The sequence below is a fragment of the Actinomyces sp. MRS3W genome (assembly GCF_032465695.1).
Lineage (GTDB): Bacteria > Actinomycetota > Actinomycetes > Actinomycetales > Actinomycetaceae > Actinomyces.
The window spans coordinates 1-13,899 of record NZ_JAWDJJ010000274.1 but is presented as its reverse complement, the minus strand read 5'-3'; the positions used below and the strand labels follow the sequence as shown (position 1 = coordinate 13,899).

Here is a 13,899-nt window from a genome sequence, read left to right as displayed (position 1 = left end):
GGCGGGCGTCGGCAAGGCGCGCGCCCTGCTGGCGGCGCTGCGGGCACGCGTGGCGACCGACCTGGTGGTAGACGACGCGACCGCCCGTGCCGTGCTGGCACTGGCAGCGCGGAAGGAGAAGCGCGAGTATGGGCAGCATGGGCACTACAGCCGCCACAGCCAACCCATCCAATACTGATGAGCGCGCCCAGCCGCCCGTGATTGCTCCGTCGGCACTCCCGGCCGGGGGCGGATCATCCGGCCTGCCCGAGCGCTTCAAGGACGCCGCCTGGCGCACCGTGCTGCGGCCGGCCCGTCCCGCCGATGCCCGCGCCATCGCCGAACTCGTGCGCCCCTATGCGGAGCGGCGCATCCTCATCGGCAAGGACCTCATCAACTACTTCGAGGACATTCAGGAGTTCACCGTCGCTGAGGGTGCCGGGAGCCTCGACGGCGCCCCGGAGGCCGGGCTCATCGGCTGCGGCGCCCTGCACGTCATGTGGGACGACATCGCCGAGGTCCGCACACTGGCGGTACGACGCGACCGCCTGCACCGCGGCGTCGGCCACGCCATCCTCAACAACCTCCTCGACCGCGCCCGCGCCCTGGGCCTGCGCCGCGTCTTCTGCCTCACCTTCGAGGTGGACTTCTTCGCCGCCCACGGCTTCCGTGAGATCACGGGCACCCCGGTGGGCACCGACATCTTCGTGGAGATGCTGCGCAGCCACGACGACGGCGTCGCCGAGTTCCTCGACCTGGCCCGCGCCAAGCCCAACACCCTGGGCAATACGCGCATGCTGCTGGATCTGTCGACGTGAGTGCCGCTCGGCGTTCTGCCACGACGGAACAAGCGCTCGAAGGACCCGCCCAGTCGATGACCGCGAGGCAACCGGATGCCTCTGCCCTCGTCGCCTGGTACCGGAGCCAAGCTCGTGACCTGCCCTGGCGCGAAGCGAGAACCACGCCGTACGGCGTTCTCGTCTCGGAGGTGATGAGCCAGCAAACCCCGGTGGCTCGCGTCGTCCCCGTGTGGCGCGAATGGATGCGGCGCTGGCCCACGCCGCACCGGCTCGCCGTCGCTCCCGCGGCCGAGGTTCTGCGGGTGTGGGGACGCCTCGGCTACCCGCGCCGGGCCCTGCGCCTCATCGACTGCGCGCGAGTCGTGGTGGAGCGGCACGGGGGCCAGTTGCCATGCGATCTCGATGAGCTGACGTCTCTGCCCGGTATTGGGACATATACCGCCGGGGCCGTGCTCGCCTTCGCCTATGGGCGCCGCGCCCTCGTGCTCGACACCAACGTCCGCCGCGTGCTTGCGCGCGTGGTTGGCGGTCAGGCGCTTCCCGCCCCCTCCCTGACCCGTGCCGAACGGGAACGGGCCGAGGTCCTGCTTCCGCACGACGACGCCGCTGCTGCCGCATGGTCGATTGCCGTCATGGAATTGGGGGCCCTGGTCTGCACGGCGAAGAGTCCACGCTGCGACCAGTGCCCTTGGAGGAGAGACTGTGCCTGGCTGGCGTCCGGCTGTCCGGCGGACGAGTATGCGACGCGCCGCCGCACTCAGGCGTGGCGCGGAACCGACCGCCAGGCGCGCGGTCTCATCATGGCGCGCCTGCGGGAATCCGAGACGCGCATTCCTGCCGACGAGCTCCTTGCCGCCGCCGCTGGGGCGGGAGGGGATGCCGGCCAGCCCGCGCGCGCCCTGGCATCGTTAGCAGCTGACGGACTCGTTGTCTCCGATGACGGCGCCCGCACCTTCCGCCTGCCCTGAATGATTGATGCCACGGGGCGGCGTGCACGAGTACGCCTCTTTGCGCCCGAGCCCCCGCCTACCACAGAGGTTTCGGACCACAAGGGACGCATCCGGGCGCCGCTTGCCGGAACACACGCGGGCGGTGTCTGCCGGGGGCACCCGGGCACTGCCCGGTACAGTCGGGCCCATGGCGCAGGGACGAAGCACGAGCGACGGCTCCCGCAGTGGCGGACGGAGCCGTAACGCGGGTGGTCGTGCCTCGTCGCGCACTGGCGGGAATCGAAAAAGGCCAAGCGGTGCGGATTCCGGCTCCGCTCGCGCGGCGGGCCCCGGCTCTGCGCGTGCTGGTTCTGTAGGCGCCGGCGCCGCCCGGCCCACGGGCACCGGTTCTACTCGTTCGAGTTCTACGCGTTCGCGCACAGAGCGCACCGGCTCGCGGCAGGCGCCGCGTGGCCAGGCTCGTGCGCGGCGCACGGTTTCTACCCAGGATGGGCGGCCCGGGCGCCGTCCTGCGCGCACGGCTCGCGCCGGCCGGGGCCAGACCGCGCGTTCGGCGGCGCGCTCCGGGGGGCAGGGGGGCGGCCGCAGGACCGTTGACGGCGCGGGCACTGCTTCCACGGGCCGCGGCAGATCCTCTACTGCCGGGCGCGGGCGTTCGCAGGCGCGCGGCCGGGGTACCGCAGCCGGGCGCAAACCCATGGCGCCCCGGCGGCCGCGGTACTGGCTACGTCGCATTGTCGCGTTGCTCATCGGTGTCGCCGTGCTCGCCGGGATCTCCGCAGGCGTTCTGGCGGCGGCGGTCTGGGCGCGTGACACCATCCGCGCCCAGGATGACAACGCGGCCGCCCACGTCGCCACCACCTACCCGAGCCCGGGGGATTGCACCGCCGCGGACCTCGATGTCACCTTCACCGCGCCCGAGTCGGTGTCCAGCGGCGCGGGCATGACCATCAACGTCACCGTGAACAACATTGGGGACGACGCCTGCCTCATCGACGTCGGTGGACGATCCCTCGGCGCGGTCATCACCTCCGGAGACCAGACCATCTGGACTTCCACCGACTGCCCCGCTACTCCCACGAGCCGACGGCTGCTGGTTGCTGCGGGAACCTCTGCGGCCGCGACCCTCACCTGGGACGGGCGCGCCGCTTCGGCGTGTACCCCGATCGGCGCGCAAGCCGGCGTCGACACCAGCCCCACCGATACGGCCGACACTCCCGACGCCGAAGCCACCGACGCGAGCGACCCCGAAACCACTGCCGCGGCTTCCTCCGACGACGCAAGCGTCGCTACCGCTGGCACATACCGGGTGCGCATCCAGCTGGAGGGCACTGACCTGACCGAGAACCGCGTTTTCGTCGTCGAATAGGTAGCCGGCCGGCACGCCCCGGAGGCGGACAAGGCGCCGCGGCGCAGCGAAGTCACGTGTTAAATGCCTGCGTAGGGGCGGGGCGAGAACGGACGCTACGCCGGCTCACGCGTAGCGGTCGGCGATCGACACCTCTGCCAGGCGGGACAGGCCATCACGCAGGGTGCGGGCCTGACGCGCACCCACGCCGTCGACGGCCTCCAGCTCCTCAACCGTGGCTCCCAGCACCGCCTGCAACGAGCCCCACTTGTCCACAACCGCGCGGGCCGTCACCAGCGGCAGCCGCGGGATTTTGGCGAGAATCCGCAATCCCCGCGGCGAAATGGAGGCGTCAAGGTCTTGCCCGTCAGAACCGCCGATACCCATGGAGCGGGCCACCATGGCCAGGTCCAGCAGCGCCGGGGAGCCGACCCACTTGAGCCGGGCATCCACCGTGGCGGTGTCGAGTCCCTGCGGCAGGTAGTCGGTGAGGAGGAAGTCCCGCTCGGCCATGAGCCCGCGGGTCAGTTCCTCCACCTGGAGGGCCAACAGCCGCCCGTCGGTGCCCAGCTCGACGACGTAACCGTCAATATCCGAGGCGATACGGCTAACCATCTCCAGCAGTTGGAGGACGGCGGTCACGTCGCGGACCGTCACCAGGTCCTCAATCTCCAGGGCGTCCAGGCTCCCGGAGATCTTGTCCAGGCGCGCCTTGTAGCGTTCCAGCGTGGCCAGCGCCTGGTTGGCGCGCGCCAGGATCGCCTCACTGGGCTCAATGACGTGGCGGCGCCCGTCCACATACAGGGAGATGATGCGCATGGACTGGCTCACGGAGATGACCGGATGACCGGTCTGCCGCGCCACACGCTCGGCGGTGCGGTGGCGCATACCGGCCTCCGACGTCTCGATGGACGCATTGGGCAGCAGCTGCACGTTGGCGCGCCGGATGCGGTTATTCGCCCGGTCGACGATGACGGCGCCATCCATCTTCGCCAGTTCCCGCAGCTGCGCCGCGGTCATCTCGACGTCGAGGCGGAATCCCCCGGAGGAGATCGCCTCGACCGTTTCATCGAAGCCGAGCACAATGATCGCCCCGGTGCGTCCCCGCAGAATGCGCTCCAACCCGTCGCGCAGCACGGTGCCGGGGGCGACAAGCGCGAGGGTCTCGCGCAGCAGGTTGACGGGGGTCTCGGTCATGGGCCTCTCCTGGGGGTGATCCGGCGCGCCAGCTGACGTGGGCGACGGACCGGTGCGAGATCATGCTAGCCGCATGAGGCGGACTGACGCCGTGAAACAGGTCGCGCTGCAGGCGAGCGCGGCTTCCCACGCAGACGGCACGGGTGCCGGTGCCCGGCAGCGTCCGCACCCCTCCTTTCACCGAAACCGGCACTTGTAACGCACCGAAACCGGCACTTGTAACGCACCGAAACCGGCACTTGTAACGCACCGAAACCGGCACAAGTGACGTGCCGAAACCGGTCGATATGACGAGGCCGGGGCGGCCGGGAATCAGTGGCCGCTGCGCTCGGGGTTATCGGCTGTGCATGTGGGCACTCGCCGGCGTTCTCAATGCGGTGTGACGCTCGCCCCTGAGGTTTGCGTCGGAGATGCTGCCCCAGTGTGTTGCGGCAGGTGGAGCTCGAATACGACCCTTTTGACCCGAGACGTCCCGTTCGGGGTTACCTGATGGGTAAGTCAAAAGCTCTGCGTCAGCGCGCCGAACTCTCGGCCCTGATACGGCAGGCACGCTCCTCGACATCCCAGTCGTTGGTGCCTTGGTGGGGTGAGGGCCCCGTGGTCCGGCCCGACCCCTTCAGCGCTGACGCCCACCGGCCGCCACAACCACATCGACCGGTTTCGGCACGTCACTTGTGCCGGTTTCGGTACGTTACAAGTGCCGGTTTCGGCACGTTATTAGTGCCGGTCTCGGTGAGAAGAGGGGCCGGGTGCCGCTCGCCTTGGCACACCGCCGACAACCACCCGGCCCCTTCATGCCCACCCCAACCGCAGCGAGGCCACCCCCACCACGCCCTTGGAATCAATCATCTAGCTGTTCCGACCAGTTCAACGAAGCCCGGTCAGCTGCGCGGCAGAGCGGCCCCGACCGCCTCGCTGACGTGGGCCACCGGCAGCACCCGGACGCCGGCCACGGGGCGCAGTTCCTCCGAGCCGGCCAACGGCACAATCGCCCGATCAAAGCCGAGGCGCGCCGCCTCCGCCAACCGCCGCTGCACGCCGACCGTCGCTCGCACCTCTCCGGTGAGCCCGACCTCGCCGAAGGCCACCAGGCCCGGGGAAGTGGGCAGGTTTTGCGCGGCGGAGACGACGGCGATCGCCACCGCCAGATCGGTGGCGGGTTCGACGGCGCGCGCTCCGCCCACGGTGGAGACGTACACGTCTGTCGCGGACGTATCGAGCCGAAGCCGCGCCGACAGCACCGCCAAGGCCATGGCCACCCGAGAATGGTCCACCCCGGAGGTGGTGCGGCGCGGCGAGCCAACGGCGCTGCCGGCCACCAGCGCCTGGATCTCCACCGGCATGGGCCTGCGCCCCTCAAGCGTTACCGTGGCGCATGTGCCCGGCACCTCGCTGCGCGCCGCAGACAGGAACAGCCCCGATGGGTCGGCCAGGCCGACGATGCCCCGTTCGCCCAGATCGAAGCAGCCAACCTCATCGGTGGGGCCGTAACGGTTCTTTACCGCGCGCAACAGCCGCAGCCGGGCGTGCCGGTCTCCCTCGAACTGACAGACGACGTCGACCAGATGCTCCAGCACACGCGGCCCCGCAATCCCGCCGTCCTTGGTCACGTGCCCCACCAGGAGCACGGGGATGGCCCGCTCCTTGGCCACCTGGATGAGCGCGCTCGCCACCGCGCGCACTTGAGTGACCCCGCCCGCGCCGCCCTCGGCCTGCGCGGAGGCGATCGTTTGAATCGAATCGACGACGAGCAAGGAGGGCGCGGCGTCCTCCACATGGCCGAGGAGGTCGCCGAGCTCGGTCTCGGCGGCGAGCAGCAGCGCCGGGTCGATGGCGCCGATGCGCTCAGCGCGCAGCCGCACTTGGCTCGCCGACTCCTCGCCCGTCACATACAGCACCGGACCCTGCCCGCGCTCGCGGGAGGTTGCCGCCGCCTTGGCGGCAACATCGAGCAGCAGAGTGGATTTGCCGACGCCGGGCTCCCCGGCAAGCAGAACCACCGCCCCGGGCACGATCCCGCCGCCGAGTACCCGATCCAGCTCGCCCACCCCGGTGGGGCGGGCACGTGCCTCCTCCGCGCTGACTTCCGCAATGGGGCGTGCGGCGACGGCCGGGCGCGTGGGCAGGGCGGCGACGACGGTGCGTCCGCTGGTGCCGATGCTGCCCGACGCCGCTTCGACGAACTCCTCGAGCGTGCCCCAGGCCCTGCATTCACGGCATTGGCCCAGCCACTTGGGGCTGGTCCAGCCGCACTCGGTACACACGTAGGAGGTACGTGTCTTGGCAGTCTTCGTGGTGGCCATGGCGGCAGGCTACCGGGGACCACCGACAAGAATTCGGGGGCGTGAACGGTCGGCTCCGGCTGTTCCCGGCGTCGTCGCGAACATGACCGTTCTGCCCTGTCAGGAGGCCGAGGTCGGGTAGGTGGGGTTGGCGCCGTAGCCGTAGGAGCCGTAGCTCTGCGAAGAGCCGGGTTGCGAGGTGGGCTGGACGGGGGCCTGCCCCGGCTGGCCGGACGTGGTCGGCATCTGACCATAGCCGTAAGGGGCCGTGGGCTGGGGCGAGAACTGCGCGGGCGTCTGTGCTGCGGAACCGTAGGCGGCGCCGTCGGGGATGCCGTATGTGGCAGGCTGGCCATACCCGGCGTTGAGCGGGGCGCCGGTGATGGGATCGACTCCAAGCTGCGAGGCGAGCATGTGGCGGTCCTTGTTCCTGACCAGGTGCGGGGACTTCTTCAGTATCGCCTCGTCGATGACACCGGCGAGGATGGCGGGGATGGCAACCGGGAGGATCAGCAGGATCCTGGGAATGCGCACCCGGCCCTCCACTCCGGACAACCAGACGAGGATGAGGATGATCCCCACAATGCCGATGATGATGGCTGCGGTGAGAAGCAGCCAGTAGTACTTCGAGCGGATTGTGGGCTGCTGGTTGTTCTTCGCCATGAGAAAGCTCCTCACAATGGGATAGCGGGTATATCCCCAGTATTCGCCCCTGTCCGAAGCTGTAACAAGGCCCGCCCGTGGGGAGCACTCCCCACCAGTAGGCTCGTTGCCGGAGCGAAGACACGGCCGGGCCCGGCGGGCTTACTGCTGCCCTGGGCAGGTCTGTGGTCCGAACGAGGCCGCAGAAGCGCCTGGTGTGCATCGAACTGGTCGCGGAACAGCGTGCCCTTGGCGGTGAGCTGACTCACGTAGGAAAATGCCTCCGATCGAGCCTCGGGCGCCCGGTGCCGAGGACGCGGACCGAAGGGACTTGTCATTGGAGACCTCCGCTCACCTCACCAGCCCCATGTCCCGTCGTCGTGGTCTGAGCCGTCGGAGCCTGCTGGTGGGGGCCGTTGTGGTGGGGGGTGCGTCCCAGCTGACAGCCTGCACGGAGGACGGCAGCAGTACCGCGGGTCCGTCCGCCGCGGCGGGCAATGCCACTCGGGGCGCAACCGAGTCATTCCCCATCACCGTCGAGCACGCGTACGGCTCTACGGTCATTGAATCCGAACCGACCCGCATTGCCACCGTCGCCGGAGTGGACAATGACGTGGTCATCTCCCTGGGCATAGTTCCGGTGGGTATGCCCGCCGTGTCCCGGGGAGCCGATGACAACGGCGCCTACCCCTGGACCACCGAGGCGCTGGAGGCGCTCAACGCCGGCTGGGATACCGAGGCTGCCCCGACGTTGTACTCCGAGGCCGACGGCATCAACACGGAGGAGATCGCCGCTTTGGCGCCCGACCTCATCCTTGGCGTGCACTCGGATATGAGCGAGGACGACTACCGGAAGCTGTCCACGATCGCGCCCACCTTGGCCTACCCGGCCGGCACTGTGGGGTACGCGGCCTCCTGGAAGACGACGACCACCACCATTGGCAGGGCCCTCGGCCGCTCAGCCGCCGCCGAAGTACTCGTCAACACCACAACCGACGTCGTCACCTCCACGAAGACGGCGAATCCTGCATTGGCCGGTGCCACCTACGCCGCCGTCGTCCTCGATCCGGATGGCCCCTCAATCACCATGTACGCGGCCTCCGATAGCCGTTCGCAGCTGTTGACGCAGCTGGGCTTGACGCTGTCACCGGCCGCCGTCGCCGCCGGGGCGGATACCGACGATGAGCTGACCGTGGCCTATCCGCTTGAGTCGGCGGACGAGCTGGTGGCGGACCTGCTGTGGGTGGAGGCGGAGGATGCCGCCGCCGTCGAGGCAATTGAACAGGATGCTCGGCTCTCGGCGATTCCGGCGATTGCGGAGGGCACTGCCCTGTTCGTCACAGACGCCACCGCCGCAATGAGCCTGGCGGAAGCCTCCCCGCTGTCGCTGCCGTGGTGCTGCGAGAACCACATCCCCGACGTCGTCGCCGCCGTCGCGGCGAGTAAAGCCGCCGCTACCGCGCGGGTCTCCGCCACTGCGAGCGCCGTCGCCTCGGCTACGGCGTCGTGACCGGTACCCGCCTCCCCCTCGGTCTGCGCATCCCGGCGGGCGCCGCCACATTGACCGTCCCCTGCGGCTGCCACGACCGACCTCGACGAGGCGACGCCACTTGCCGTGAGCGAGCAGAGGCAATAAGTTACCGGGTACATAGGTGAACCTGCCCTAAAATATGGGTGGGCTCACCTTGATAATTCGCGTGGCCCCGTACCGCGCGACCCCGACCATCCCAAAGGAAAACATGTCTCGCAAGCTCCCTGCGCTCCTGACCCTATCCGCCGCGGTCAGCCTGGTCCTGGCAGGCTGCTCAGGATCCACCACCGACTCAACCTCCGCCTCCGACGCCGCGAGCGCCGGCGCCGACACCGCCGTCGCCCAGGCCTCCTCGGTCACCATCGAGGACAACTATGGCAGTGTCGAGATCACGCTGCCCGTGCAGCGTGCGGCCTCCACCGACAACCGCACCTTCGAGGTGCTCGCCGAATGGGGTGTCCCGCTCGTCGCAGCTCCCAAGGGCCTCATGCCCTCCACGGTCACCGCCTACGACGGCGACGATGTGGCCGACTTGGGCACGCACCGCGAGCCCGACCTGGAGGCGCTGGTTGCCGCCGAACCGGACCTCATCATCTCCGGGCAGCGTTTCTCCCAGTACTACGACCAGATGGCCGAGCTCAACCCCGATGCGGCGATTATTGAGCTTGAGCCCCGTGACGGCGAGGCCTTCGACTCCGAGCTCAAGCGGCAGGTCACCGCGCTGGGGCAGATCTTCGGCAAGGAGACTGAGGCCGAGCAGCTCAATGCCGACTTCGACGCCGCTCTGGAGCGCGCCAAGAATGCCTATGACGGCAGCTCCACCGTCATGGCCGTCATCGTCTCCGAGGGCAACATTGGCTACTCCGGCCCGACCACCGGGCGCACCTGGGGCCCGCTGTTCGACCTGCTCGGGCTCAAGCCGGCCCTTAAGGTCGAGGAATCAACCGACGACCACCAGGGGGACGACGTCTCCGTGGAGGCCATCGCCGAATCCGACCCGGACTGGATCTTCGTCATGGATCGTGATGCCGCCGTCAGTGCGGACGACCCGGAGTACACCCCGGCCGCCGACGTCATCTCCAACAACGAGGCGATGCAGAACGTCACCGCGGTGAGCTCCGAGCAGATCGTCTACGCCCCGGAGGACACCTACACCAACGAGTCGATCATCACCTACACGGAGATCCTCAACTCCATCGCCGACGCCTTCGAAGGTGCCCAGAACTGAGCACCCGACAACTCGACGTCGCCGCCGCCCGCACCCGCGGGCCCTTGGTGAGCCCGGGGCTCGCGGTCGGGCTGGTCATTGTTGTGGCCCTGCTCGTCCTCAGCCTGGCGACCGGCGAGTACTCCATTTTGTCCCACGACGACGGCTGGGAGATGTTCCGCAATGTGCGCATCCCCCGCACCATCGCGCTCGTCCTGGCCGGCGCCGCCATGTCCATGTCCGGGCTGGTCATGCAGCTCATCACCCAGAACCGCTTCGTGGAGCCGACGACGACTGGCACCACCGAGTGGGCGGGGCTGGGACTGCTGCTGGTCATGGCTGTGGTGCCGCGGCCGGGCATCCTCATGCGCATGAGCGGGGCCGTAATCCTGTCCTTCATCGGCACCATGGTGTTCTTCCTCCTGCTGCGTCGGGTCTCGCTGCGCTCTTCGCTGCTCGTGCCCATCATCGGCATGATGCTGGGCGCCGTCGTCAGTGCCATCTCCACCTTCTTCGCCCTGCAGACCGACATGCTCCAGTCCCTGGGCATCTGGTTCCAGGGCAGTTTCACCACCGTCTACCGCGGCCAGTACGAGGTGCTGTGGCTCGTGCTGGGCGTCGTCGTCGCCATCTTCTACTACGCCGACCGGCTCACCGCCGTCGGGCTGGGGGAGGACATCGCCACCAACATCGGCGTTGACTATCGCCGCATGGTGCTCATCGGGACCGGTCTGGTGGCCATTGCCACCGGGGTGGTCACCGTCGTCGTCGGCTCGTTGCCCTTCCTCGGGCTCATCGTCCCCAACCTGGTGTCCATGCGGCGCGGCGACGACCTGCGCTCCAACCTGCCCTGGGTGTGCCTAGTGGGGATCGGCCTGGTCACCGCCTGCGACCTCATCTCCCGCACCATCATCTCCCCCTTCGAGATTCCCGTAGCCGTTGTGCTGGGGCTGGTCGGGGCCGTGGTGTTCATCGCCCTCATCATCCGTCACATACGGAGGTCCTGATGGTGACCCGCACGACCCCCGCCACAGACCCGGCCGGCGCAACTGCTCTCGCGAAAACGGCGACGAGCCCCGGCCCGTCGGTCGATGCTCCTGCGGTGCCCAAGCTCGGGCGGACGGCAGCCGCGTCAGCCGCAGCGACTCCCACGCGCCGCTCGGGCGCTTTCGCCACCCCACGGGACCGACGCCGCTGGTGGCTCATCTACCTGGCGGTCACCGCCGCCGCGCTGGTGTTCGCCGCCGGACTGCTCGCCTGGAAGAACCCCATGGAGCTGGGCAGCCGCGGTTTCTGGCTCATTGCCGAGCGCCGCCTGGATGCGCTCATCGCCATGATCATCGTCGCCGTCTGCCAGGCCATGGCCACGGTCGCCTTCCAGACGGCCACCAGCAACCGCATCATCACGCCGTCGATCATGGGATTCGAATCCCTGTACCGCGCGATCCACACCGCCACCGTCTTCTTCTTCGGGGTGGCCGGCCTCAACAGCACCCGGACCGTGCCCATGTTCGTGCTGCAACTGGCGCTCATGGTGGGGCTGTCCCTGCTGCTGTACAGCTGGCTACTGACCGGGGGAAGCCAGAACCTGTACTCGATGCTGCTCATCGGCATCGTCATCGGCTCCGGACTGGGGAGCCTGACCACCTTCATGCAACGCATGCTCACGCCCAGTGAGTTCGACGTGCTCTCCGCCCGGCTCTTCGGCTCGGTCACCAACGCCGACCCCGACTACTACCCGGTCGCCATTCCCCTGGTGGTGGTGGCGACGGCGCTGCTGTTCCTGTTCTCGCACCGGCTCAACGTGCTCTCGCTGGGGCGTGAGGCCGCCACCAGCCTGGGACTTAACCACACCCGGATGACCATGGGCGTGCTCGTACTCGTCTCGGTGCTCATGGCCACCTCGACGGCGCTTGTGGGGCCCATGACCTTCTTGGGCTTCCTGGTGGCGACGCTGTCCTACCAGCTGTCCGGCACCTACGACCACCGCTATCTCTTCCCCATGGCCGTCAGCCTGGGGGTCCTCGTGCTCACGGCCGCGTACTTCGTCATGAAGCACGTGTTCTACGCCCAGGGGGTCGTCTCCATCATCATCGAGCTGGTGGGCGGCTCGGTGTTCCTCATCGTCATTCTCAGAAAGGGCCGTCTGTGATCGAACTCGACCACGTGAGGAAGGTCTACAACAGCGAAGTCGCCATCGGCCCGGTGGAGTTGGATATCCCCTCCGGCGGCATCACCGCCTTCATCGGCCCCAACGGTGCCGGCAAATCCACCCTGCTGACCATGGTGGGGCGCCTGCTGGGCATCGACGAGGGCTCGGTGCGCGTGGCCGGTTTGGACGTGTCCACCACCAAGTCCGCAGACCTGGCTCGCGTGCTGTCCATCCTGCGGCAGGAGAACCACTTCATCACCCGGCTCACCGTGCGCCAGCTGGTCGGCTTCGGACGCTTCCCCTATTCGAACGGGCGCCTGAACGCCGAAGACGAGCGGATCATCACTCGCTATATCGACTTCTTCGGCCTGGAGGAGCTCGAGGGACGACACCTGGATGAACTCTCCGGCGGGCAGCGGCAGCGCGCCTACGTGGCCATGGTGCTGTGCCAGGAAACCGACTACGTGCTCCTGGACGAACCGCTCAACAACCTCGACATTGCGCATTCGGTGGAGATGATGAACCACCTGGCGCGCGCCGCCAAGGAGTTCGGCCGCACCGTGCTCATCGTGCTGCACGACATCAACTTCGCGGCGCGTTACGCCGACCGCATCTGTGCTCTCAAGGACGGGAGCGTGTTCCGCTTCGGAACGCCGGAGGAGATCATCCGCGGCGACGTGCTCACCGCCGTCTTCGGTACCCCCATCCAGGTGATCGAGGGGCCGACGGGGCCGCTCGCCTGCTACTGAAACGGTGCCTCAGACTGACACAGTCCCGCGGCTCCCCGCGCCCCTCTCACCGAAACCGGCACTAATAACACGCCGAAACCGGCACTAATAACACGCCGAAACCGGCACTAATGACGTGCCGAGACCGGTGGAAGTTGCTAAGGGTCGGCTCAGTCTCGAGATGCTGCCCGGGTTTTCATCCTGGGGAGCGTGGGGCGGCGGTGTCCCACCCGCCCATTCGAGGCCTCCACCAGGCTGCTCCGCATGGCGGGGGCAGTGTGTCGTGCCGGCATCGGACCGCGGCTTGCCTCTGTTACGCCTGTTCACCGTCTACTACGCCTGTTGGCGGTCTGCTGAAGGGTTCGGAGGCCTTCAGCAGGCCGCTAAGTGGCGTTGTAGACCCCTAAGTGGCGTAGCAAACGCATACCGTCCGCCCAACGACCACCACCACGGCACGGCAACCCCGTCACAATGGGAGCACGTGCCCGCACGCCCCCAGTACTTAGCCGACCCTTAGCAACTTCCACCGGTTTCGGTACGTTATTTGTGCCGGTTTCGGTACGTCATTAGTGCCGGTTTCGGTGGTGGGTGGTGGTTGTGCCCGCAGGCCGTCGTTAGGCGCGGGCGAGGGCGTCTCGGGCTCGTGCGGCTACCGATTCGCCGGTGAAGCCGTACTGCTTGAATAGCTGGGTTCCGGGGGCGGAGGCGCCGTAGTGGTCCAGGGAGACGATCTCGCCGTTGTCGCCGACGATTTCGCGCCAGCCGGTGGCGATACCGGCCTCTACCGAGACCCGCACGCCCGCCTCGGGCAGGACTGACGCCCGGTAGGCGTCGTCCTGCTGGGCGAACCATTCCAGGCACGGGGCGGAGACCACGCGGGTGGGCGTCCCCTCGGCCTGCAGGAGTGCACGGGCGTCGACGGCGACGCCGACTTCGGAGCCGGTGGCGATGATGGTGACGGCGGGGGCGACTGTCGCGCCGGAGGCGTCGGTGGCCTCGGCCAGCACGTAGGCGCCTCGGTGCACGCCGGCGCGGGCGGCCTCGGGGGTGGCGTGGACGGTGAGCTTTTGCCGGGACAGGATG

At 68.4% G+C, this 13,899-nt stretch carries 12 protein-coding genes; 8 read left to right on the top strand and 4 right to left on the bottom strand.

What is annotated here, in order from left to right; translation table 11 throughout:
• Window positions 1-137 precede the first annotated feature (137 nt).
• The 3 genes from RWX45_RS10575 to RWX45_RS10565 all read left to right on the top strand — a co-directional run bounded on the left by RWX45_RS10575 (window position 138) and on the right by RWX45_RS10565 (window position 3,098).
• The gene (locus tag RWX45_RS10575; RefSeq protein WP_316023685.1) at window positions 138-797 is read left to right on the top strand and encodes an amino-acid N-acetyltransferase; all 660 of its coding nucleotides are present in this window, start codon (window positions 138-140) and stop codon (window positions 795-797) included.
• Between the two features lie 56 nt (window positions 798-853).
• On the top strand, window positions 854-1,747 hold the full coding sequence (locus RWX45_RS10570) for an A/G-specific adenine glycosylase (protein WP_316023684.1): 894 nt from the start codon (window positions 854-856) through the stop codon (window positions 1,745-1,747).
• 679 nt (window positions 1,748-2,426) lie between these two features.
• A complete protein-coding gene (locus tag RWX45_RS10565; RefSeq protein WP_316023683.1) occupies window positions 2,427-3,098 on the top strand; it encodes a hypothetical protein in 672 nt (223 codons plus the stop codon).
• Between the two features lie 105 nt (window positions 3,099-3,203).
• Here RWX45_RS10565 and disA read toward each other — a convergent pair whose 3' ends face one another.
• From disA to RWX45_RS10550, 3 genes are all read right to left on the bottom strand, one after another.
• The gene (gene disA / locus RWX45_RS10560) at window positions 3,204-4,274 is read right to left on the bottom strand and encodes a DNA integrity scanning diadenylate cyclase DisA (RefSeq protein ID WP_316023682.1); all 1,071 of its coding nucleotides are present in this window, start codon (window positions 4,272-4,274) and stop codon (window positions 3,204-3,206) included.
• A gap of 881 nt (window positions 4,275-5,155) precedes the next feature.
• Entirely contained in the window at window positions 5,156-6,577 is a 1,422-nt protein-coding gene (gene radA, locus RWX45_RS10555; RefSeq protein WP_316023681.1) for a DNA repair protein RadA, read from the bottom strand.
• 99 nt (window positions 6,578-6,676) lie between these two features.
• Complete coding sequence (locus tag RWX45_RS10550; protein WP_316023680.1) at window positions 6,677-7,219, bottom strand: hypothetical protein; 543 nt, start codon at window positions 7,217-7,219, stop codon at window positions 6,677-6,679.
• A gap of 346 nt (window positions 7,220-7,565) precedes the next feature.
• Here RWX45_RS10550 and RWX45_RS10545 point away from each other — a divergent pair, with 346 nt between their 5' ends.
• The 5 genes from RWX45_RS10545 to RWX45_RS10525 all read left to right on the top strand — a co-directional run bounded on the left by RWX45_RS10545 (window position 7,566) and on the right by RWX45_RS10525 (window position 12,837).
• A complete protein-coding gene (locus RWX45_RS10545) occupies window positions 7,566-8,708 on the top strand; it encodes an ABC transporter substrate-binding protein (protein ID WP_316023679.1) in 1,143 nt (380 codons plus the stop codon).
• Window positions 8,709-8,937: 229 nt separating this feature from the next.
• Window positions 8,938-9,957, top strand: coding sequence for a siderophore ABC transporter substrate-binding protein (locus tag RWX45_RS10540; RefSeq protein WP_316023678.1), 1,020 nt, complete (start codon window positions 8,938-8,940; stop codon window positions 9,955-9,957).
• Window positions 9,958-10,004: 47 nt separating this feature from the next.
• On the top strand, window positions 10,005-10,943 hold the full coding sequence (locus RWX45_RS10535; protein ID WP_316023677.1) for an iron chelate uptake ABC transporter family permease subunit: 939 nt from the start codon (window positions 10,005-10,007) through the stop codon (window positions 10,941-10,943).
• A complete protein-coding gene (locus RWX45_RS10530; RefSeq protein WP_316023676.1) occupies window positions 10,943-12,088 on the top strand; it encodes an iron chelate uptake ABC transporter family permease subunit in 1,146 nt (381 codons plus the stop codon). The genes RWX45_RS10535 and RWX45_RS10530 overlap by 1 nt, the downstream gene beginning before the upstream one ends.
• A complete protein-coding gene (locus tag RWX45_RS10525) occupies window positions 12,085-12,837 on the top strand; it encodes an ABC transporter ATP-binding protein (RefSeq protein ID WP_316023675.1) in 753 nt (250 codons plus the stop codon). Before RWX45_RS10530 ends, RWX45_RS10525 begins: the two co-directional genes overlap by 4 nt.
• 593 nt (window positions 12,838-13,430) lie before the next feature.
• Here the strand turns inward: RWX45_RS10525 and RWX45_RS10520 are convergent.
• The coding region (locus RWX45_RS10520) for a transketolase-like TK C-terminal-containing protein (protein WP_316023674.1) at window positions 13,431-13,899 on the bottom strand (469 nt) is incomplete at its 5' end.

What these genes read in the sequence shown, in the direction of transcription:
- RWX45_RS10575 (WP_316023685.1), top strand. Translation starts at nt 138, where the DNA reads ATGGGCACTACAGCCGCCACAGCCAACCCATCCAATACTGATGAGCGC.
- RWX45_RS10570 (WP_316023684.1), top strand. Translation starts at nt 854, where the DNA reads ATGACCGCGAGGCAACCGGATGCCTCTGCCCTCGTCGCCTGGTACCGG.
- RWX45_RS10565 (WP_316023683.1), top strand. Translation starts at nt 2,427, where the DNA reads ATGGCGCCCCGGCGGCCGCGGTACTGGCTACGTCGCATTGTCGCGTTG.
- disA (WP_316023682.1), bottom strand. Translation starts at nt 4,274, where the DNA reads ATGACCGAGACCCCCGTCAACCTGCTGCGCGAGACCCTCGCGCTTGTC.
- radA (WP_316023681.1), bottom strand. Translation starts at nt 6,577, where the DNA reads ATGGCCACCACGAAGACTGCCAAGACACGTACCTCCTACGTGTGTACC.
- RWX45_RS10550 (WP_316023680.1), bottom strand. Translation starts at nt 7,219, where the DNA reads ATGGCGAAGAACAACCAGCAGCCCACAATCCGCTCGAAGTACTACTGG.
- RWX45_RS10545 (WP_316023679.1), top strand. Translation starts at nt 7,566, where the DNA reads ATGTCCCGTCGTCGTGGTCTGAGCCGTCGGAGCCTGCTGGTGGGGGCC.
- RWX45_RS10540 (WP_316023678.1), top strand. Translation starts at nt 8,938, where the DNA reads ATGTCTCGCAAGCTCCCTGCGCTCCTGACCCTATCCGCCGCGGTCAGC.
- RWX45_RS10530 (WP_316023676.1), top strand. Translation starts at nt 10,943, where the DNA reads ATGGTGACCCGCACGACCCCCGCCACAGACCCGGCCGGCGCAACTGCT.